16 protein-coding genes, 1 pseudogene and 1 riboswitch are annotated in these 21,276 nt (G+C 72.0%); of the genes and pseudogenes, 9 read left to right on the plus strand and 8 right to left on the minus strand.

Features of this window, described 5'->3' with window-relative positions; all coding sequences use genetic code 11:
* Window positions 1-84 precede the first annotated feature (84 nt).
* Window positions 85-396: a hypothetical protein gene (locus tag OF380_RS21330; protein ID WP_264047357.1), complete on the plus strand. Its 312-nt coding sequence runs from the start codon at window positions 85-87 to the stop codon at window positions 394-396.
* Here OF380_RS21330 and OF380_RS21335 read toward each other — a convergent pair.
* The gene (locus OF380_RS21335) at window positions 351-2,021 is read right to left on the minus strand and encodes a PepSY domain-containing protein (RefSeq protein WP_264047358.1); all 1,671 of its coding nucleotides are present in this window, start codon (window positions 2,019-2,021) and stop codon (window positions 351-353) included. The genes OF380_RS21330 and OF380_RS21335 overlap by 46 nt on opposite strands.
* Window positions 2,021-4,243: a TonB-dependent receptor gene (locus tag OF380_RS21340; RefSeq protein ID WP_264047359.1), complete on the minus strand. Its 2,223-nt coding sequence runs from the start codon at window positions 4,241-4,243 to the stop codon at window positions 2,021-2,023. The genes OF380_RS21335 and OF380_RS21340 overlap by 1 nt, the downstream gene beginning before the upstream one ends.
* Before the next feature lie 316 nt (window positions 4,244-4,559).
* A riboswitch (cobalamin riboswitch) is annotated at window positions 4,560-4,774 on the minus strand.
* 155 nt (window positions 4,775-4,929) lie between these two features.
* Between OF380_RS21340 and OF380_RS21345 the strand changes: the two are divergent.
* Window positions 4,930-5,406, plus strand: a pseudogene (locus OF380_RS21345) (hypothetical protein); the annotation flags it as partial.
* A 26-nt stretch (window positions 5,407-5,432) separates the two neighbouring features.
* Here OF380_RS21345 and OF380_RS21350 read toward each other — a convergent pair.
* Together OF380_RS21350 and OF380_RS21355 are read right to left on the minus strand one after the other, a co-directional pair.
* On the minus strand, window positions 5,433-6,308 hold the full coding sequence (locus tag OF380_RS21350; RefSeq protein WP_264047361.1) for an SDR family oxidoreductase: 876 nt from the start codon (window positions 6,306-6,308) through the stop codon (window positions 5,433-5,435).
* Between the two features lie 66 nt (window positions 6,309-6,374).
* Entirely contained in the window at window positions 6,375-7,016 is a 642-nt protein-coding gene (locus tag OF380_RS21355; RefSeq protein ID WP_264047362.1) for a phosphatase PAP2 family protein, read from the minus strand.
* Window positions 7,017-7,230: 214 nt separating this feature from the next.
* On the opposite strand from OF380_RS21355, the gene OF380_RS21360 reads away from it, so the two are divergent.
* Window positions 7,231-7,440: a hypothetical protein gene (locus OF380_RS21360; protein WP_264047364.1), complete on the plus strand. Its 210-nt coding sequence runs from the start codon at window positions 7,231-7,233 to the stop codon at window positions 7,438-7,440.
* Window positions 7,441-7,708: 268 nt separating this feature from the next.
* Window positions 7,709-8,350 carry a DUF2147 domain-containing protein gene (locus tag OF380_RS21365; RefSeq protein ID WP_264047366.1) on the plus strand — a complete coding sequence of 214 codons (642 nt, stop codon included), beginning with the start codon at window positions 7,709-7,711 and terminating at the stop codon, window positions 8,348-8,350.
* A 94-nt stretch (window positions 8,351-8,444) separates the two neighbouring features.
* Here OF380_RS21365 and OF380_RS21370 read toward each other — a convergent pair whose 3' ends face one another.
* The 4 genes from OF380_RS21370 to OF380_RS21385 form a co-directional block, all read right to left on the minus strand.
* Window positions 8,445-9,671 (minus strand): serine hydrolase domain-containing protein, encoded by a 1,227-nt coding sequence (locus OF380_RS21370; protein WP_264047367.1) that lies wholly within the window; start codon window positions 9,669-9,671, stop codon window positions 8,445-8,447.
* Window positions 9,672-9,843: 172 nt separating this feature from the next.
* Window positions 9,844-11,475: a methyl-accepting chemotaxis protein gene (locus OF380_RS21375; RefSeq protein ID WP_404810626.1), complete on the minus strand. Its 1,632-nt coding sequence runs from the start codon at window positions 11,473-11,475 to the stop codon at window positions 9,844-9,846.
* Window positions 11,476-11,894: 419 nt separating this feature from the next.
* On the minus strand, window positions 11,895-14,255 hold the full coding sequence (locus tag OF380_RS21380) for a bifunctional diguanylate cyclase/phosphodiesterase (RefSeq protein ID WP_264047371.1): 2,361 nt from the start codon (window positions 14,253-14,255) through the stop codon (window positions 11,895-11,897).
* A 361-nt stretch (window positions 14,256-14,616) separates the two neighbouring features.
* Window positions 14,617-15,111: a DUF427 domain-containing protein gene (locus OF380_RS21385; protein WP_264047373.1), complete on the minus strand. Its 495-nt coding sequence runs from the start codon at window positions 15,109-15,111 to the stop codon at window positions 14,617-14,619.
* Window positions 15,112-15,295: 184 nt separating this feature from the next.
* Between OF380_RS21385 and otsB the strand changes: the two genes are divergently transcribed.
* From otsB to OF380_RS21410, 5 genes are all read left to right on the plus strand, one after another.
* Window positions 15,296-16,051, plus strand: coding sequence for a trehalose-phosphatase (otsB, locus tag OF380_RS21390; RefSeq protein ID WP_264047375.1), 756 nt, complete (start codon window positions 15,296-15,298; stop codon window positions 16,049-16,051).
* Window positions 16,052-16,133: 82 nt separating this feature from the next.
* Window positions 16,134-17,159: a glucokinase gene (locus tag OF380_RS21395; protein ID WP_264047377.1), complete on the plus strand. Its 1,026-nt coding sequence runs from the start codon at window positions 16,134-16,136 to the stop codon at window positions 17,157-17,159.
* A gap of 6 nt (window positions 17,160-17,165) precedes the next feature.
* On the plus strand, window positions 17,166-17,930 hold the full coding sequence (locus tag OF380_RS21400) for a DUF2459 domain-containing protein (protein WP_264047378.1): 765 nt from the start codon (window positions 17,166-17,168) through the stop codon (window positions 17,928-17,930).
* 168 nt (window positions 17,931-18,098) lie between these two features.
* Window positions 18,099-19,643 (plus strand): Do family serine endopeptidase, encoded by a 1,545-nt coding sequence (locus OF380_RS21405; protein WP_264047379.1) that lies wholly within the window; start codon window positions 18,099-18,101, stop codon window positions 19,641-19,643.
* A gap of 216 nt (window positions 19,644-19,859) precedes the next feature.
* The gene (locus tag OF380_RS21410; RefSeq protein WP_264047382.1) at window positions 19,860-21,149 is read left to right on the plus strand and encodes an aminotransferase class I/II-fold pyridoxal phosphate-dependent enzyme; all 1,290 of its coding nucleotides are present in this window, start codon (window positions 19,860-19,862) and stop codon (window positions 21,147-21,149) included.
* Window positions 21,150-21,276 lie beyond the last annotated feature (127 nt).

A 21,276-nucleotide genomic window follows, 5' to 3' on the forward strand; every position in this document is an offset into this window, starting at 1 on the left:
GACGGCGTCCGCGCGGCCGATCCGAACGGTTCCGGCCCCTCGCGCGTTGCTGTCGCCTCGGGACGTCGGAGGGGGGAGAGCAGCATGCGCACCTGGAGGGCCATGGACCGGGCCCCGCATGACGGCCGCTGGATCATCGCGATCCATCGCGACGATCCCGACCGGCGCGCGGTGGTGCGCTGGGATCCGCGCGGGCTCGGCGATCCCGAACCCTGGCACGTCGCCTCCTGCCAGCACAGCTACCCGGCCGACGCCTTCACGGACTGGATGGACTTTCCGGATTGTCCCCTGCCCGACTGCCCCCTGCCCGAACGGCCGGACCCGGCCGAGGCGCGGGACCTCCCGGAAGCTCACGCCGGCGAACGGCGCGTCGGGTTCGCGCCGCCCCTGGGCTGAGCCCCGCGCCGCAGGCGGCGCCAGCCCAGCACGACGCCCGTGAGGGCGATGCCGGCGCCGAGGCCGTTGAGGAGCCACATCACGAGGTCCCAGGCCGGTCGGGCCTGGAACAGGATCGCGAAGTCGAGGCGGTGGGGCGCCTCGAACAGCCAGCGCTGGAGCCGGCCGCTGGCATCCAGCCGGTCGAGGAGGGCGCCGCTCTCCGGGTCGACGTGGAGCCAGGTCGCGGCCGGGTCGTCGAAGCGCAGGCGCAGGACGGGCAGGGGCCGCGTGTCGTGGTGGGGATACCAGTAGGCGTCGTAGGCGGTGAGCGTCTCGGCGCCCGCCAGCCGCGCCTCCGGCAGGGCGGCGCCGGCGGCGGCCAGCACGGCCGCGCGGGTCGGGGGCGCGACCACGACCCGCGCGGCCTTGGCATCGGCACCGACGCGCACGGGCCGGCCGCCGACCCGTGCGATCCGGACCTCGACGATCCCGGGCCGGCGCAGCGCCCCCCAGGGCTCGCCGTCCGGCGCCGCCGCCGGCCCCGCATAGGCGTCCCGCATCTCCGCCGGCGGCATGCGGGGCGAGAACCAGTGGTTCGGGTTCATGGAGAGCCAGCCGCTCGCCGCGAAGCTGACGAGGCTCACCCCGCCGACGACCCCGAACAGGTGGTGCCAGCGCGCGAGGCCGCGATAGGGCGTCACGCCGCCCGCATAGGGGCGACGCAGGCGCAGGCGCCAGATCCCGAGGACGAGCCCGCTCACCGCACCCGCGACCGCCACGCCCGACACCCAGAGCACGATTCCGCGCCAGAGGTCCGCCCGGGCCCGCAGGGGCGTCGGGTAGAACCAGTGCGGGATCGCGCCGAGCCAGTTCCACAGGCGCTCCCGCCGCGTGGTGTCGAGCACGACCGTGCCGGTGCGCGCGGAGACGTAGAGTTCGGTCCCGGCCGCGTCGCCGAGCGCCACCACGTGGAAGGGGCGGAGCGGATCGTAGCGGTCCCGCACCGTCCACTGGTCGCGGATGACCGCCCGCACCGTGGCGCCCGGCCCGAACGGGGCGCGGGCCTCCCCCGCGTCGATGTCCCCGAGCACGGCCCCGGTCTCGGCCGAGACGACGTGCCGGGCGCCGTCCCGCGTGGTCACCTGATAGACCGGCGCCCCGCCCGGCTGGGCGATCGGCTCCCCGCAAGGGCGATGGGCCCGCGCTCCGCCGGGCAGCGTGTCCTGCACGCCGCTCGACGCAGCACCGGGCTCCCTCTCCCGGACGGAGAGGTCCGGGGTGAGGCGTGGTCCATCGCCGGAGAGGGCACACCCCGCACCCTGTCCCGGCTCCCGAACGCGGGAATCCCCGTGCCTCCCGCCCGATGGGGGAGAACCGGAGCCTCGCATCGACAGGCTGAGCCCGCCGGGGGCGGGGTCGAGCCCGGTCCCGGCCAGCGCGGCGTCGGGGCCGAGGCGCACCCGGTCCCAGGCGATCGGCGCCAGGCGGGACAGGCGCTCCGCCTCGGTGAGCGCCGGAAACGCCACGTAGAGCATCACCAGGCCCGACAGCACCCAGGCGGCGAGGAACAGACCCGTGGCGATGCCGAGCCAGCGATGGCCGAGGATGAGCCAGCGCTTCAGGGGCTTCAGGAGAGCCCGCATCAGAACCGCACGCTGTAGGCCAGTTCGAAGGAACGCGGCCGGCCGAGCAGCCAGTTCGTGCCGATTCCGTCCACCGCGTTGCCGCTGATCGCGTAGATCGTGTCGAACAGGTTGTAGGCCCGCAGCGACAGCCGCGAGGCCGGGGTGACCTGATGATCGAGCCCGGCATTGACCAGGGTGTAGGCCGGGCGCCTGGCCTGGTTGCCGAAGTCGCTGAAGGTCTCGCCCACATGCTGCAGGCCGACCCGCGCCTCCCAGGTCGGGGCGAAGGCGTAGTTCAGCCAGAGGTTGGCCACGCGCTCGGGCACGTCGATGGGCTGGCGCCCGGCATAGGAGACCACGCGGCCCCCCACCGCCTCGTTGAAGTCGTCGTACTGGGCGTGGAGCAGGGCGAGGTTGGCGTCCACGCGCCAGGCCTCGAAGAGGTGCAGGCTCACCGCCGCCTCGACGCCGAGGGAGGATTGCCGGCCGACCTGCGTGGAGAGCGTGGGCTGACCCGGCACCGTGGAGATCAGGTTGTCCTTGACGATGCGGTAGCCGGCCAGCGTCCACTCGGCCCGGCCGTCGAAGGCGACCCCCTTGGCGCCGACCTCGACCTGCTCGCCGGTGGAGAGCCGGAAACTGGCGAGACTCTGGGACAGCGAGATCAGGCTGCCGACCGGATCGGTGGCGGTGGCGACTTGGGCATAGAGCGCCAGCAGCGGGGTCGGGTTGTAGACCGCGCCGAAGCGGTAGCTGAGCGCCTGGAAATCCTGGTCGAAGGTCGCGCCCGTGACGAGGTTGCGGCGGTGGAGGCTCGGCGCGTCGTAGCGCACGCCCGCCAGGAGGGAGACCTGATCCGACAGGATCAGGCGGTTCTCGGCGAAGACCGAGGCCTGGTTCGTGCGGGTGGCATAGGCCGGCGACGCGCGGCCGTTGGTGGGGAACAGGCCCGGGTCGTAGGCGAAGGGGTCGACGCTCGTGGTGAGCCCGCCGCCCTCGGAGGCGAAGTTGTTGGTGTGCCGGAAGCCGATGTGGTTCACGTCGAAGCCGGCCAGGAACGCGTTGCGAAACCCGAACAGGGTGCCCTGGAAGGCCGCGTCGAAGCGGTTCCCGACCTGCTCTTGCTGGTGGTAGATCTCGGTGTAGCTCGACCGGTCGATGCGGCCGGTGGAGCTGTTGAAGGCGTATTGCTCGACGTCGAGCCACTGGCGCCGGCTCTGCAGCCGGTAGGCGGTGTTGCGTACGGTGATGTCGGCGCTCGGGCTCCACTCGGTCTTGAGCTGGGTCCAGTTGTCCATCCAGAAAATCTTGGCGTCACGGACGTTGTAGTTGTTGAACCGGACGGCATCGAGGATGCGCCCGTTGACCAGAGGCGTGCCCCAGTAGCGGGCCGGCTCCTGGTATCCGAGGTCGTGGCTCACCGTGAAGGCGAGGTCGGGCGTCGCCTGGAAGGTGAGGGCGCCCGAGACCGCGAGGTTGCGAAAACGTCCGTCCGGCGACATCCAGCCCTCGGTCCGGTTGCCGCTGACGTTGAGGCGATAGGCCAGGGCCTCGCCGATGGGGCCGCCGGAATCGAGGGCGAGGCGCGCGAGCCCGTCCGAGCCCACCGCCGCGCGGGCCTCGTTCAGGGGCGTGAACACCGGCTTCTTCGTCACGACGTTGATGACGCCGCCGATGGCGCCGTCGCCGTAGAGCACGGAGGCCGGCCCGCGCAGCACCTCGATGCGCTCGACGTTCCAGGTGTCGAACGGGAAGGTGACGGTTCCGGCGCCGACGAACAGGCGGGTGCCGTCGTAGAGCTGCTGGATCGAGTTCGGGCCGGCGAATCCCCGCGCCGTGAAGGCGCCGTTGCCGTTGCCGGGGGCCGCCACGGTGGTGATGCCGGTGGCGTTCTGGGTCACGGCCTCGGCCACCGTGTTCTGGCCGCGCAGGCGGGTGGTCTCGCCCGCGATCACGTCGACGCTGGCGGGCGTCTCCAGGGGCGTCAGCCCGAGTCGGCTGGCGCCGCGCGTGACGGTCCCCAGGTTGAGGCCCTCGGCCGGGGCCGGGGAGCCCATCCCGGTGCCGGCCACCGAGAGGGTGTCGAGGGTCACGGCCTGCTGCGCCGCGGCCGGGGCGGACAGAAGGCCGCCGAGCAGGGCGGCGACGGGCCAGACGCGACCCGGGGATGGGGCGGGCGGGTCAGAACGGGCGGGATCGCGGCGGGCAGGATCGAGGCGGGCAGGATCGAGGCGGGACATGGGACAACCGGGAACGGGCGCGGGCATCGGCCGGGACCGACCTTCCCCCTCCGCTAAAGCGAATGTTATAATGTTACAATCGCTGAGACGGGCCGTGGACGCGTTCGTTCGCGGGGCAGCCGCGCGCGGATCGTCCGGAACGACCGGACGGGGCAGGCGGCGACGGAACGCGGGGCGCGTGGCGGCGGAGGCGGACATCGATGGGACGGCTGACGCGAAATGCGCGAAGTGGCACGTCACCGCGAACGAGGCCGACCCGTTCGCGACAGGCGAACGCCCCGACACCCACCAGGACACCCCGCCCGGTGCGTTTCGCGTGTGACCACGACTGACGGCAGGTCTCCTGGCTCGCGGGTCGCCGCCCACTCATCGTCTTCCCAGGCCCCGGGTCCTCACGGACCTTTCACCCAGTGACGTGTTGATGATGGGCTCGCCGCTTACAGTTGCGGGGGCAGCCGCGGCATGGGAGCGAGCTCCGCACCGCGTTCCCTTTTGATCCTCGAACGAGGAACCGTCGCGGGAAAGCTAGGCCGTTCGGTGGGCCGGCGTCAATCGGGGGCCTTGCCGGGTGGTGTCGGGTCGCGGCAGGCCCCTGGCCGCGTCGCGCGTCGGTTCGAGGCGATCGTGCTAGCGTGGACGCCGCCCGATTCGCGGTATCCCGATCGTGGCGCGGGGCCGGACGCATGCTGCGACGCCTGATGAAGTTCCTCCACACGATGGGGGCGACCGGGCTGATGGGGGCGATGGCCGCGCTCCTCGCCATGCTGAGCGTCGCGCCCCCGCCGAGCGCGCTCAGCGAATACGCGGTGGCGCGTGCCGCCATGGGGGCTGTGGCCACCTGGATCGTGCTGCCGAGCCTCGCGCTCGTGCTGGTCTCCGGCCTGCTGGCGATGGCCGTGACCCGCGCCTACCTCGGCGCGGGCTGGGCCTGGCTGAAACTCGCCACCGGGGTTCTGATGTTCGAAGGCGGGCTGGTCTACGTCCAGGGGCCGATGCGCTGGGAAGCGGAGCAGAGCGCCGCGGCGCTCGCGGGGCGGGTCGATCCCGCCACGCTCGGCGCGTCGCTCGGGCCGGAGCGCGGGACGCTCTGGCTGCTGCTCGCGGTCGCCACCGCCAACGTCGTGCTGGGCATCTGGCGACCGCGTCTCGTCCGGCTTCCGCGGCCGGCGTCAGCGCCGGCCGGCGCCGATCAGAGCACCGGCATGGCGCCCGCCACCGTGACGAGGGCGCCCGAGGTGTAGCTGCTCTCCGCGCTCGCCAGCATCACGTAGGCGGAGGCGAGTTCGGCGGGCTGACCCGGCCGCCCGAACGGCACCTGGGAGCCGAAGGACTTGACCGAATCCTCGCTCATCCCGGACGGGATGAACGGCGTCCAGATCGGCCCCGGCAGCACGCCGTTCACGCGGATGCCCTTCTCGGCGAGCAGTTGCGCGAGGCTGAGCACCATGTTGCTGAGCGCGCCCTTGGTGGCGCTGTAGGCCAGCAGCGACGGCATCGGGTGCTTGGAATTCACCGAGGAGGTGAAGATCACGGACGCGCCCGGCTTCAGGTGGGGCAGGGCCGCCTTGGTGACGTAGAAGGGGCCGAACACGTTCGTCCGGAAGTGATCCTCGAAGATCGCGTCCTCGATGCCGTCGAGCCCTTCGTTGGGCTGCTGGAAGGCGCCGTTGTTCACCAGCACGTCGAGGCGCCCGAAGGCCGCGACGGTGCGCGCCACCAGTTCCCGGCCATGGGCGGCGTCCTTGAGGTCGCCGGGCAGCAGCAGGGCCCGACGGCCGGCCTTCTCGACCCAGCCCGCCACGGCCTCCGCATCCGCCTGCTCCTCGGGCAGGTAGGCGATCGCCACGTCCGCGCCCTCGCGGGCGAAGGCGATGGCCACCGCGCGGCCGATGCCGCTGTCGCCGCCGGTGATGAGCGCGGCCTGCCCCTCGAGCTTGCCCGAGCCCCGGTAGCTCGCCTCGCCGTGATCCGGCTCGGGCGACATCCGGCCCGTCTTGCCGGGAAAGCTCTGCGGCTGGCCCTCGAAGGGCGGGCGGGGATACGTCGTCAGGGGATTGCTGGGCACGCGAGGTCTCCGGAGGGAATGCCCCGTCAACCGGTGCTTGCGCGCGGCGTTCCGGCCCCGCGACCGTTAGGCCCGGTCCGCCTCTCCTTTAGCGAGGTCCCGGGGCGATCGGTCCCGGGGCGTGCGGCTGGCGACGCAGGCCCGCCCGATCGCCAGCCTGTGCTCGACCGCCTCGGCCGTCAGACCGACCAGCGCCCCCGCCAGGACATCCGACGGGAAATGCGCGCCCCGCACCACCTGGGCCACCACGACGCCGAGGGCTGCCGCCGTGGCGACGCCCCGGATCTCCGGACAGGCCCGGCCGGCGGCCGCGGCGACCGCGACGCTCATGGCCGAGTGCCCCGACGGGAAGGATTGCCAGGGCCCCACGTTCGGCCCGAACCAGCCCTTCTCGTAGAGGCCCTCGTCCATGAGGACGTTGGGGCGGGTGCGGTGCACGAGCCGCTTCACGCTCGTCTTGGCGACCCCCGCCAGTACCCCCGAGGCGAGCATGTGCCGCCCGGCCTCGGCCAGCGGACGGTTCCCCTTGAGGAGGCCGTAGGCGAGGGTGCCGGTCGAGAGCGCGAGCAGCCAGCGCCAACCGCCGCCCTCGCTCGCCGCCGCGAGGGCCCGCACCGGCCGGGTGTCCTTCGCACGGGCCAGGGACACGCCGAGGCGGATGTCCCCGGCCTCCAGGCGCCGCGCCCAGCCGGCCGCTTCCTCTCGCATCGATCCGCCCCCGGTTTCAGCACGGCCGTCGACGCCGAGCCCGGAGAAACGCCGAGCCCGGGGAATCGTTCGGACGGGATCGCGCGATCCGGCCCGGCCGGTTCCGGAACCGGCCGGCCATTCGCGGATTGACGCTTCATTGGAGTTGTTCTAATTAAGAACAGCAGGGGCGCCGGGGCGCCCGACCCGACCCGAACCAACCGGAGAGATCACCATGGCCACCAACACCAACGCTGCCTGCGAAGCCTGCCGCTTCTTCGACGACCACAAGCTCAACGGCGGCCAGGCGTCGGGTGACGAGGGCCTGTGCCGCTTCAACCCGCCGGTGAGCCAGCCCGAGCCGAAGTCGCCGGGCCTGTGGCCGGTGGTCGCCTCCAAGGATTGGTGCGGTCACTTCACCAGCGACATGACCGCCGCCGAGTAACGGCCCGCGATCGGGCCGGATCCGATCTCGGATCAACGGTCCTCGAGCCTGCGAAACGGGCCGGTGCCATGGGCGCCGGCCCTTTTCGCGTCGCCGGCCCGAGTCTCCGGCCCGCGATTTCTAACCCCGATGATTCTTCGGGTTCGCGGTTTGCGGCCATGATCCCGTCACCTTCGCATCGGATGGCGAGGCATCACGCGATGGGCGCTCGCCGCGCCAGGGATGCAGCGGTCCGCCGCCGGGCGAGCGCATGAGGGTTGTTGGAAGCATGACGAATCGATCGATCCTCGCCGGCGCCGCCCGCCGGCTCGCGCCGCTGGCCGGCCTGGCCGTGCTCCTGCCCGGCCTGGCGCAGGCCGTCGCGCCGAACGAGGCGAGCGGCACCTGGCTCACCGAGGACGGCCGCGCCCGCATCCGCACCGAGAAGTGCGGCCCGCAGAACGCCAACCTGTGCGGCTACGTGGTCTGGCTGAAGGTGCCGCTGAACGACCAGGGGCAACCGCGCGTCGACTTCAAGAATCCCGATCCGAAGAAGCAGGCCCGGCCCTCGCTCGGCCTGCAGCTCATCATGGGCCTGAAGCCGCAGCCGGACGGCCATTACGGCGGCAAGATCTACAACGCCGACGAGGGCAAGTTCTACGACGTGACCATGTGGGCCGACCAGCCGTCCGAACTGTCGGTGCGCGGCTGCCTGCTGGGCTTCCTGTGCGGCTCGCAGACCTGGAACCGGGTGAACGACGTGGTGCCGGGCCAGCTCACCGGCCCGACCAACGGCCCCGGCGGCCCGCGCTCCGACGCCGAATGGGCGCCCAAGGCCCCGGCCGCCGCCGGTGCGGCTGCGCCGACCGGCACGGGAACCGCGAAGCCCGCGCCGAAGCCGGCGCCCAAGGCGAGCACCGCTCCGGAATAATCGGGCTTCCCGTTCGAGAGACTGCCGAACGCCGCCGTCCCGCCCGGGCCGGCGGCGTTTCGCGTTCGCACCCTCACGCCACCAGGGGGCCGCCTCAATCCACCAGGGCGGCGTAGGTCAGCACCCGCAATTCGCGCCGCAGGGGCAGGGCCGAGGAGGGGATGAGCTGGGTCAGCAGCACCACGGCGAGGTCCTCGGCGGGGTCGATCCAGAAGGCGGTGCTGGCGAGTCCGCCCCAGGCGACCTCGCCCGGGGTGCCGAGGATCTGGGCCCGGGCGGGGTCGAGCATCACCGAGAAGCCGAGGCCGAAGCCGATGCCCGTATAGGCGGTCTCGGAGAAGCGCGGCTGCCCCATGGCGGCGAGATCCCCGTCGAGGTGGTTCATCAGCATGAGGTCGACGGTCTTGCGCCCGAGGAGGCGGGTGCCGTCGAGTTCGCCGCGCCCCAGGATGAAGCGGCAGAAGCGCATGTAGTCGGCGGCCGTCGAGACGAGGCCGCCGCCGCCCGAGGCCACCGCCGGCGGCGCGCAGAAGCGGCTGCCCACCGCGTCGTCGTAGAGCTTCAGGGTGCGGTCGCGGAACAGGCTGTAATTGGCGGCCAGACGCGGCAGCTTCCCGGCGGGCACGTGGAAGTCGGTGTCGATCATGCCGAGCGGGCCGATCACGCGGTCGCGCAGGAAATCGGCGAAATCCCGGCCCGAGACCACCGCCACGAGGTGGCCGAGCACGTCGGTGGCCACCGAGTAGTTCCACTCCGCGCCGGGCTGGGCCAGCAGCGGCTGGCGGGCGAGCCGGCCCACCACCTCGGCGAGGCTCGCCTCCTGCGCTTCCCCGAAATCGACGCCGTTCTGGCGGTAGAGGGCGTCCACCAGGGTCGCCTCCATGAAGCCGTAGGTGAAGCCTGCGGTGTGGGTGAGGAGATCCCGGATGGTGATCGGGCGCCGGGCGGGCTCGCTCTCGAACTTCGCCCGGTTGCCCCCGGTGAGCACCCGCAGATCCGCGAAGTCCGGCAGGAAGCGGGTGATCGGATCGTCGAGCTGGAAGCGGCCCTCCTCGTAGAGCATCATCACCGCCACCGAGGTCAGCGGCTTCGTCATCGAGTAGATGCGCGCGATGGTGTCGGGGGCGAAGGGCTTGTCGCGGGCGATGTCGGCGCGGCCATGGGCACGGAAGAACGCCGTGCGCCCGCCCCGCGCCAGCATCACCGAGAGGCCGGCGACCCGCCCCTCGTCGACCAGGCGCCGCATCCAGCCGTCGATGCGCTCCAGCCGGTCCGGGCAGAGCCCCAGCGCCCTCGGATCTCCCGCGATCTCACCCTGCATGTTCCCGCGCTCCATCCCCGGCCAACGGATCCCGGCATACCGTCGAGGCGGGCGGGCGCAAACCCTCGGGCGCGCGGATCGGGCTGCGTTCGCGGGCCTCCGGGCGGTGGCGCGGGGGGTGGATCTCAGCCAGACGATGTGCCCCGACGACGCGCACACCGCCGCATGCGGCTCAGGCCGCCCGCACCGTCGTCAGGAACCGACCGACCTCGGCGGCGAGATGCTCGGATTGGCGCGACAGTTCGGAGGCCGCATCGAGCACCTGGCTCGCCGCGACACCCGTCTCCTCGGCGGCACCGGCGACGCCCGAGATGTTGCGCGTCACCTCGCCCGTGCCCATCGCCGCTCGGGAGACGTTGCGCACGATCTCCTGCGTCGCCGCACCCTGCTCCTCGACGGCGGCCGCGATCGAGGTCGCCACGCCGCTGATCTCGCGGATACGCCCGGCGATGCCGTCGATCGCCGTGACCGCCTGACCGGTCGAAGCCTGGATCCGCCCGATCTGGCCGACGATCTCCTCCGTCGCCCTGGCGGTCTGGTTGGCGAGTTCCTTGACCTCGGCGGCCACCACCGCGAAGCCGCGACCCGCCTCGCCGGCCCGCGCCGCCTCGATGGTCGCGTTGAGCGCCAGAAGGTTGGTCTGGCCTGCGATGCCGGAAATCATCGCCACCACGTCACCGATACGGGTGGCCGCCTCGCTCAAATCCCGCACCAGCACGGCTGTCTCGCCGGCCGCCGCCACGGCGCGGGTGGCAAGGTCGGCCGAACCGTCGACCTGCCGGCCGATCTCCTGAACCGACGAGCCGAGTTCTTCGGCCGCCGCCGCCACGGTACCGACATTCGCAGCCGCTTCCTCGGCGGCCGTCGTCACCGAAGTCGACCGGGCAGCGGTCTGTGCCGCAGTCCCCACCATGGCCCGCGCCGTCGCCTGCATCTCGGCAGCCGCGGCATCCACCCGGCCTACGATGCCGTTCACCGTCGTTTCGAACGCACGGGTCGTGGCATCGATCTGCTCGGCCTGACGCACCTTGCGCACCTGCTCGGCGGCACGCTCCTCCGTCAGCCCCCGTGCGGCCAGGGCATTGTCCTTGAACGTCCGCACGGCCCGCGTGATGTCCCCGACCTCATCGCGCTGCAGCGTATCCGGCACCGCCGTGTCGAGTTCGCCCCGGGCGAGCTTCAGCATCACGGCGGTCAGCGGGCGCAGCGGGCGGATGGCCCGATACGCCCAGACCGCGAAGCCGCAGCCGACGAGGCAGGCCATCGCGCACAGCGCCAGCATGAGGACGGTGAAGGCTTGGGAGACCGCGCGGAGATCGGCGCCGGTGGCCTGGTTGCGCGCTTCCTGCAGGTCGATGAACCGGTTGATGCGCGCCAGCCACTCGACGAAGGCCGGTCGGGCGTCCTGCATGAGCGTCGCGCGCGCCTTGCCGACATCCCCGGCCTGCTGGCTGTCGATGACCGTCTTCATCAGCGGCAGGGTTCGGGTTTCGGTCTGCTTGATATCCGCGAGGATCGCGCGCTCGTCGGCAGAGGTCTCCGGCCGCTCGGCGAACATCCGGTCCATGCTCGCCGCCGACCGCGCGTAGGCCTCGGTCAGGCGCGCAATGTCGGACAGCACCGCGTCGCGGCCCGCCTGGTCCGGCACGAGCGTGACGTCACGCAGACTGATGGCCCGGTCGTGCACGCTGCCACGGAAGTTGATGGCGTAGCGCTGCTTGACCGCGTTGAGGTCGTTGATTTCCGTCAGTTTGCTATCGATGATCTTGACCTGGTAAATACCGTATCCTGTCAGCACAACCATCATCAGCAGCATGACGGCATAACCAGTGGCGACCTTGGTGCCTAATCTGAGATTGGCCACGGATATCCCTTTCACGACGCGTGATCAGGCCCCATAAGCAACCCATCTTAACAGACCCAAGTAAACCGAGCGGCCTCACGTAAATGTTATTGGAAACGAAGCAAGACCACCGGGCCTCCCCTGACCGCGTTTTACCGAATCGCTCCCATCTCGCGCAGATGCTGTTCCACGGACTTTCGAATCCTTACCCAGTTTTCGAAAGATGGCCCTTCGGAGCAGCCTCGACCTCCCTGTCTTGGATGCCTCGTTTCCGCACGCGGCCTTGCAAACGCACAGAACTGTCCCGTCGTCGATCCCATGGATCGCTTTCGAAGAGCGCTGGGTCTCGGTCCCCGTGAGGGCAGAGCACCACGCGACACCTATGCGGCGAGCTTCGTGTCGGTGAGAAAGTCCACGAAGTCCGCGTAGGGAAGCGGTCGGCTGACGTGGTAACCTTGAACCTGCCCGCAATGCTCGGCCGCGACGAAGGCGTATTGCTCGGCCGTCTCGACACCCTCGACCGTCGTGGTCATGCCGAGGCACGCCCCCATCGTGATGATGGCCCGGACGATGGCGGCGCTCTCCGGATCCTCGGGGAGCAGGCGGATGAAGGACCGGTCGATCTTGATCTTCGAGAACGGAAAGCGGCGCAGGTAGCTCAGCGAGGAATAGCCGGTGCCGAAATCGTCCATGGCGAGGCCGACACCGACATCCTTGAGCCTGGTCAGCATCGCGAGCGTCCGCGCCTCGTCATCGAGCATCACACCCTCGGTGATCTCGAGTTCCAGTCGATCCGGGGCGAGCCCCGTCGCCTCGAGGATGGATGCCACCATGTCCGGGAGCCGGTCGTCGCGGAACTGGACCGGCGAGAGGTTGACGGCGACCTTGATGGTGCTCGACCAAGCGGTCGCGTGCCGGCAGGCCGTGCGCAGCACCCAGGCGCCCAACGGCATGATCAGGCCTGTCTCCTCCGCGAGCGGGATGAAGTCGGCCGGCGCGATGAGACCCTGTTCGGGATGCCGCCAGCGAACCAGGGCTTCGGCGGCGGTGACCGCTCCGGTCTGGGACTCGACGAGAGGCTGGTAGTGCACCTCGAATTCGCCGGCATCGAGCGCCCGGCGCATGTCGGCTTCGAGCTGGCTTCGGGCTCGCATGCGCTCCGCGAGCGCCGGCTCGAACATCCGGAAGGTGGCCTTCCCCTCGGCCTTGGCCTTGTACAGGGCGAGATCGGCGTTGCGCAGCAATTCGTCGGGCCGACGTCCATCCTGAAACGCGACCGCGACGCCGACGCTCACGCCGACATGGACGAGTTGCCCGTCGAGCAGGAAGGCGCGGTCGATGGCTTCGACGATCCGGGCCGCCACGTCCCGCGCGCGCGCCTCGCCGCCGGCATCGAGAAGGAGAATGGCGAACTCGTCGCCGCCGAGGCGCGCGACGACATCCTCCTGCGCGACGACGGAGGACAGGCGTGCGGCGACCTTGCGGAGGAGTTCGTCCCCCATGCCGTGGCCGAGGGTATCGTTGACGAATTTGAAGCGATCCAGATCGAGCATCAGCACGGCGAAACCGTTGGCCTGCTCACGCAGGGCGGCGGCATGGTGGGCCAGGAGATCGCCGAACCGCGCCCGGTTCGGCAGGCCGGTGATCCCATCCGTGAAGGCGAGTTTGCGCAGCCGGGCCTCGGATCGCAGGCGTTCGCGCTGGTCGCGGAAGGCGATGACGGTCTGATGCTTGTGGCCGAGCGTGATGGCTTTGCGCAGGACCCGCACGGGGACGCCCTGACCCCGCGCGTCGATCAGTTCGGCATCACGCTCCTCCTGCTCCGGCAGGTCGGCGAGCACGAGGCCGGGGAGCAGTCGGATGAGGCTGGCGCCGATGAGCTCGGCCTGCGTCATGCCCGCAAGCTGTTCGAGGCTGCGATTGGCGGTGTTGATCACATCGCCGTCGCAGACCGCGAGTCCTTCGAGGGCAAGGCTCGCGAGTTCGCGCAGGCGCCCCTGGTCGCGGCGAAGCTGCGCCCGGGCGTTCAGGGTCATGCGCAGCCCGATAAAGGCCAGGAGCAGCAATCCGAGCGAGACGGCTGCGATGATCGGCGCGATCGAGGCCGGAGCGATGACGGACGCCGGCAGCGGGACCAGGGGGTCATAGACCAGCCTGACGGCCGTCATGCCCGCGAGGTGCAGGATCACGATCGAGCCCAGCAGCAACGGGACAGCCGCCCGGCGCAAGGCGCGGTTGCGCTCTCCGGAGAGCACCAGGGCCAGCCCGGACATCGGAAGGCTGATGAGGACGGAGGTCGTCACCAGGCTCATGTCCCATGAGACATGCCCGGTCACGCGATAGGACGCTTGCCCGACGTAGTGGAGAGCGGCGATTCCGGCGCCGATGATCACGCCGGCCGCGAAACGGCGCAGGCGACCGCGCCGGCCGAGGGACAGACCGACCCCGACCCCGATGCTGGCGATGACGAGAAGGAGCGAGATGGCCGTGAGGATCGGCTCGAAGCCGGATGCCATGCCTGGCTGGAACGCCAGGAGAGCGATCATATGGGTCGCCCAAGCCGTGCAACCCGAGGCGATGATGCTGGCGAGCCCCCATTGCCGCCGGGCTATCCCCTCGGACCGTGCCGCGTGGGAGGCAATCGCAGACGAGGCATAAACGCCGACCGCACAGACCAGAGCCGCCGCCAGCAAGAGCTGCTGATCATGCCTCTGCGTAACACACGTTAAAAGCGCTTGCATCGCGACCTCTCTGCTTCGGAGATGAGCGGGAGAGAGGTTAAGCCTTCGAGAACAGACCTTTCCATTTACTCGTGAGGAATACCAAGAAACACACTTTTACTCGCCCGGCTCAGTTGCGACGGGGATTGACCGGGGTGCGTCACTTTGAGCGCTGGCCCAGGGGAGCCCGACATTGGCCCCGCGGGACTCGGTGCCCCGCTGGCTTGTGGCGATGTCTCGAAGGCCGACGTCACGGGCGGTGCGGATGACCGCCCAGGGATGCGGGGCCGCGCGTTCCGGATCGGCGTGATCGGATCGACACCGGTCCGAGCCTCCGCCCCGAACCGCGACGTCGAAACCCTGCCGCCACGCCGGCCCCGTCTCACCACCCCATGCTGCCCGGTCCGCCCTTGAACGGCCCGACGATCCCGGGGGTGATCCAGCCGCCGTAGAAGCCGCCGGGCTGGGGCGTCGCGCGCGCTTCCCCGACGAAGCAGCCCTCCATCGGGCCCGCATAGAAGGCGACGTGGCCGGCGATGGCCCGGAAGCCCGGGGTCGGGTCGGGATAGGCCCAGGCGGCGCCCTCGGCGCGGCGATCCCCGGCCGCGACGTCGTACAGGACGGCGCGTCCCTTCCATTCGCAGCTCCCGGCCCGGCGGGCGGGCCCGAGGACATCGGGCGCGACGTCGTCCGCCGGGAGGTAGTAGGTCGGCGGGTGGCTCGTCTCGAGCACGCGGTACCCCGCCACCGTGTCGGCGATGGTCCGGCCACCCAGCACCACCCGCAGCCGGACGGGCACCGGCTCCAGGCGGGGCGGGCGCGGATAGGCCCAGACGCTCTCCTCGCCCGGTCCGGGCGAAATCGGGATGGGTCGCATGGGGAGAGCCTCGCCGTCGGGGATGGGAAGACCGGACAGATAGGGCAGGGCGCCGGGCCGGCCCGTCTTTTCGGAGCCGACCGTCGACGCCGCGTCGGGCCTTGCCGCTTTTGCCCCTTGCCGCTTTTGCCCCTGGCGTGAGGCATGCTAGCGCAGGCCCCGATCAGACGAAGGGACCCCCCGCGTGACCGAGCCGACCGCGTTCGCCCTGTATCTCGACTTCGACGGCACCCTGGTGGAGATCGCCCCCAAGCCCGACCAGGTCCAGGTCGATCCCGCGCTCGCGCCCGCCCTGGAGCGCCTGCGCGCCCGCCTCGGCGGCGCCCTCGCCATCGTCACCGGGCGCCCCATCGGGGTCATCGACGACTTTCTCAGCCCCGCCCGCTTCGACGTGGCGGGCCTGCACGGGGTCGAGCGGCGGGTGGACGGCGTGGTCTCGGGCGGGCGCGCCGAGGACCATCCCGACCTGCGCGCCCAGGTTCCGGCCCTGCACGCGGCGGTCGCCGCCCTCGAACACGTGCTGATCGAGGACAAGGGCGCCTCCGTCGCGGTGCATTGGCGCCTCGCCACCCCGAGCGACGCGGCCGCCGCCGAGGAAGCGGTGAAGGCCGCGGCCGAGGCGCTCGGGTCCGCCTACCGGCTCCAGCTCGGCAAGGCGGTGGGCGAAATTGTCCCGGCCTCCGCCACCAAGGGCCACGCCATCCGGGCGCTCGGCGCGAACCCGCCCTACGCGGGCCGCCGGGCGATCTTCCTCGGCGACGACCTCACCGACGAGAAGGCCTTCGCGGTGGTCAACGAGACCGGCGGCGTCAGCGTCCGCATCGGCGGGGCCGAGACCATCGCGGCCCGCCGCCTCATCGACCCCGAGGACGTACGCCGCCTGCTCTACGCCTGGGCCGACGGGGCGCCGATCGACCCCGACGCCCTGCCGCCGGCCTGAGCGGCTCTTCCCGCCCGAATCGATCCCCCCGCCCCAATCGATCCTCCCTGCCCGGCCCGGGCGCCTGACGGAAGTGGCGCGCATGTTCGAATTCCCCGTCCTCGTCGGCGATATCGGCGGCACCAATGCCCGCTTCGCCCTGGTGCCCGAGGCGGGCGCCGAGCCGGTCCTGCTCTCCCGGGAGGAGACGGCCGGCCACCCCGACCCCAGCGCCGCCATCCGGGCCTCCCTGGCGCAGGCTTCTCGCGCGCAGACCTCCGGCGCGAGCCCGCGCTCGGCCATCCTCGCGGTGGCGGCCCGGGTCGACGGGCCGGCGGTGCAGCTCACCAATGCCGACTGGGTCATCGAGGGGGCCCGGATCGGTCACGATTTCGGGCTGTCGCGGGCGGTCGTCGTCAACGATTACGTGCCGGTGGCGGCGGGCGCCGCCGGGATCCGCCCCGGCGAGCTGACGCCCGTCGGCCCGCGCCGGGAGGAGGGCCGGGCGGGGGACCAGGGCGCGCGCCTCGTCCTCGGCCCGGGCACCGGCTTCGGCGCCGCCGCCCTGCTGCCCGTGGACGAGCGCCTGCTCATCGTCTCCACGGAGAGCGGCCACGTGGATTTCGGGCCGGGCACGCCGGCCGAGCACGCCCTCTGGCCGCACCTGGAGCGGGTGGAGGGCCGCGTCACCGTGGAGACCCTGCTCTCCGGCCCCGGCCTGACCCGCCTGCATGCCGGTCTCCACCGGCTCCGCACCGGCGCGGACGGTCCCCGCCTCGACCCCGCCACCGTCACCGAGGCCGGCTTGGCGGGCACCGATCCGGACGCGGTGGACGCCCTGGACCTGTTCGCGACGCTCCTCGGCCGGGTCTGCGGCGACCTCGCGCTGACCTTCCTCGCCACCGGCGGCGTCTATATCGGCGGCGGCATCGCCCCCCGCATCCTCGAGGTGCTCCAGCGCGGCGCCTTCCGGGCCGCCTTCGAGCACAAGCCGCCCTTCGTGGCCCAGATGCGGGCGATCCCCACCAGCGTCATCGCCGTGCACGACCCCGCCCTCACGGGGCTGGCGGCCCTGGCGAGCCAGCCCGGCCGCTTCGTGTATCACGGGCAGGTCTGGCAGGCCGGCTGAGCGTCGATGCGCCCGCGCCGGGCAGCCCCGTCGCGGGCCACGTCGATCCTCGGCGGCGCGGCGGCCCTCCTCGCCACGGGCCTCGGCCTCCTCGTCCTCGCCGCCCTGCTCACCGCGCGGCCCGGCGACCCGGATCTCTATCCCGCCCGCGGGGCGGACGGGGCGGCGGTCGCCCTGGTCTCGCATGGCTGGCATTCCGGCCTCGTCCTGTCGCGGGCCGACCTGACGGGCGCGGGGAGCGGGCCGGCCCTGGCCGCCATCGCCACGCGGTTCCGCGCCTATCCGGAGATCGAGTTCGGCTGGGGCGAGGCCCGCTTCTACCGGGCGACGCCGACCCTGGCGCAGTTCGATGCCGGGCTCGCCCTCGCGGCCCTGTTCACGCCGGGCGGCCGGGACGGCGTGGTCCAGGTGGTGGGCCTGGAGCGCCCGGCGCGCGACAGCTTCCCCCATTCCGGGATCGTGGCCGCGCGGGTCTCGCCCGCCGGGCTCGCGCGCCTGCTCGCCCGGCTGGAGGCGAGCTTCCGCCTCGTGGACGGCCAGCCGGTCGCCGGGGGCCCCGGCCTCTACGGGCCGAGCCTGTTCTACGAGGGCGAGGGCCGCTTCTCCTACGCCAATGTCTGCAACCATTGGGCGGCGCGCCTGCTCGGCGCCGCCGGCCTGCCGATCACCCCGGTGCTCGACACCCATCCGGCGGGGCTGCTCCTCGACCTGCGCTGGCGCGCCGGCCTCACGCCGCTGCCGCCCGCCGGCGCCAACCTGTCCAAACCGTAATCTCCGCGCCACGCCGGCGTCAGGCGCCGCGCCCTACAAACCGGATCACGGCCCGCCGATGGCGCGTTCCCGCGTTGGACGTTTCATCCCGGCAAGTCCCCCGGCAAGCCCCCCAATCTCGCCCGGCAAGCCCCCCAATCTCGGCAAGCCCTCGATTCGGAGACCCCCATGACCGCCCAGCCCAACCGCCTGCGCCGCAACGCCCTCGCCTCCGTCGCCGTGGCCGCCCTCGTCGCCACGGGCGCGGCCGGCGTCGGTCTCACCCAGCCGGCCACCCCGGTCCAGGCCCAGTCCCTCTCCAAGAACCCGATCGAGACCCCCGACCACCCGCCGGGCTCCTTCGCCAGCGTGGTCGACAAGGTGAAGCCCGGCGTCGTCGCCGTGAAGGTGAAGCTCGACGACAGCGCGGACACGGGTGACGACGACGGCCCCGGCCAGGGCCGGCAGGTGCCCCCGCAGCTGCGCGAGTTCTTCAAGCGCTTCGGTCAGGGCGGCCCCGGCCAGGGCGGTCCGGGCCAGGGCGGTCCCGGCGAAGGTTTCGGCGGCCCGAAGCGCCCGGGCCAGCGCGGCGCCATGGGTTCGGGCTTCATCATCTCGGCGGACGGCTACGTCGTCACCAACAACCACGTGGTCGACAAGGCCAAGACCGTGCAGGTCACCCTCGACGACAACCGCACCCTCGACGCCAAGGTCATCGGCAAGGACCCGAAGACCGACCTCGCGCTCCTCAAGATCACCGAGGGCGGCACCTTCCCGTACGTCTCGCTGAGCAAGGCCGCGCCCCGCGTCGGCGACTGGGTGGTGGCCATCGGCAACCCGTTCGGCCTCGGCGGCACCGTGACGGCGGGCATCGTCTCGGCCCGCGGCCGCGACATCGGCGCCGGCCCCTACGACGACTTCCTGCAGATCGACGCGCCGATCAACAAGGGCAATTCCGGCGGCCCGACCTTCAACGTCGGCGGTGAGGTGGTGGGCGTGAACACCGCCATCGCCTCGCCCTCCGGCGGCAGCGTCGGCCTCGCCTTCGCGATCCCCGCCGAGACCGTGCAGGCGGTGGTCGACCAGCTCCGGGCGGACGGCCGGGTGGCGCGCGGCTATCTCGGCGTCCAGGTCCAGCCGGTGACGAAGGACATCGCGGACGGGCTCGGCCTCGACAAGGCCAAGGGCGCCCTGGTGGACCATGCCGAGGCGGGCACCCCCGCGGCCAAGGCGGGCCTCAAATCCGGCGACGTCATCGAATCGGTGAACGGCACGCCGATCAACGACGCCAAGGAGCTGTCCCGCAAGATCGCCGGCATCAAGCCGGGCGCCAAGGTCGAGCTCACCTACCTGCGCGGCGGCAAGTCGGACACCGCCACGGTGGAACTCGGCGCCCTGCCGAACGACACCAAGGTGGCGACCGGCGATCGCGACACGGCCAGGGACGGCCAGCCGCGCCTCGGCCTCAGCCTCGCCCCGGCCTCCGAGGTCGGCGCCGGCAGCGAGGGCGTCGCGGTGATGGAGGTCGACCCGGACGGCCCGGCGGCCGCCAAGGGCATCGAGCAGGGCGACATCATCCTGGATGTCGCCGGCGCCAGCGTCTCGCGTCCCTCCGAAGTGGCCGAGCGCATCCGCTCCGCCGAGTCGAGCGGCCGCAAGGCGGTGCTGATGCGGGTCAAGAGCGCCAAGGGCACCACCCGCTTCGTGGCGGTGGCCCTGAACAAGGCCGGCTGATCCGCCGGCGGGACGACACCGCCCCGAACGCGACGCGCCGGCCCCTGCAAAGGAGCCGGCGCGTGTCCGTCGAACGCGGCTGCGGCGGGGGCGCTGGCATGCCACGCAACCCTGGCACCGCGAGATCCGCGCCGGCGCAGGGTGACGCGGACGGCGCGACGCGGCATGGTGCGCCCGCTTCGCCGCCCGCGCGGCCTCAAACGGACCCGACACACCATGACGACGATCGCCGACCGCAGCACGGCCGAACTCGCGGACCTGCGCGCGCAGGCTCAAAGCGCCTACGACGCCTTCAAGGCGCGGGGCCTCAAGCTCGACATGACGCGCGGCAAGCCGGCGCCCGAGCAGCTCGACCTCTCCTCCGGGATGCTGACCCTGCCGGGCAACGGCGACTACACCACCGCGGCCGGCGAGGATGCCCGCAACTACGGCGGCCAGCAGGGCCTGCCCGAGCTGCGGGCCCTGTTCTCCCACCTCATCGACGCGCCGGCCGACCAGATCGTGGTGGGCGGCAATTCCAGCCTCGCGCTGATGCACGACACCATCGCGTGGGCCCTCCTCAAGGGCGTGCCGGGCTCCGAGCGGCCCTGGTCGAAGGAGGAGGCGCCGGTCTTCCTCTGCCCGGTTCCGGGCTACGATCGCCACTTCGCCCTCTGCGAGGAGTTCGGCATCCGCATGATCCCCGTGCCCATGACGGGGCAGGGGCCCGACATGGACGTGGTCGAGGCGTTCGTCGCGAACCCGGCCGTGAAGGGCATGTGGTGCGTGCCGAAATACGCCAACCCCTCGGGGGAGATCTTCTCCGACGAGACCGTCCGGCGCCTCGCCACGATGAAGACCGCCGCACCCGACTTCCGCCTGTTCTGGGACAACGCCTACGCGGTGCACCACCTCACCACGGATCGTCACCCCGTGCGGGACATCCTCGCGGCCTGCGCCGAGGCGGGCCACCCGGACCGGCCCTTCCTGTTCGCGTCGACCTCGAAGATCACCCTGGCGGGCGCGGGGCTGGCGGTCTTCGCCGGCTCGCCCGAGAACACCCGCTGGTTCCTGGCGCGCTCCGCCAAGCAGACCATCGGCCCGGACAAGCTCAACCAGCTGCGCCACGTGCGCTTCCTGCGCGACGGCGCCGGCCTCCAGGCCCACATGGACGCGCATCGCGCGCTCATCGCCCCGAAGTTCGCCGCCGTGCAGGAGGCCCTCGACCGGCACCTGTCCGGCACCGGTGCGGCGCGCTGGACCCGTCCGCAGGGCGGCTACTTCATCACCGTGGAAGCCCGCCCGGGCACGGCCACGGAGGTGGTGCGCCTCGCCAAGACGGCCGGCATCGCCCTGACCCCGGCCGGGGCGACCTCCCCCTACGGCCGCGACCCGCAGGACAGCGTGCTGCGCCTCGCGCCCACCTTCCCGAGCCTCGACGACGTGACGAAGGCGGCCGAGGGCATTGCCCTGTGCATCCTTCTGGCTGCGCTCCAGGCCGAGGACGCGGCACGCGCGGCGGCCTGAGGCCGCCGTCGCGCCCCGGAACCGCACGCTGGAAGATGCGGCGCGCGGTTCCGGGCGTGACAGGACGACGACCCTGACGCGGTCGAGGCGGGGCACGCACCCGTTGAGTCGACCACCCGTCCTGCGC

Origin of the sequence: Methylobacterium sp. FF17, from assembly GCF_025813715.1 — a bacterium.
GTDB lineage: Bacteria > Pseudomonadota > Alphaproteobacteria > Rhizobiales > Beijerinckiaceae > Methylobacterium > Methylobacterium flocculans.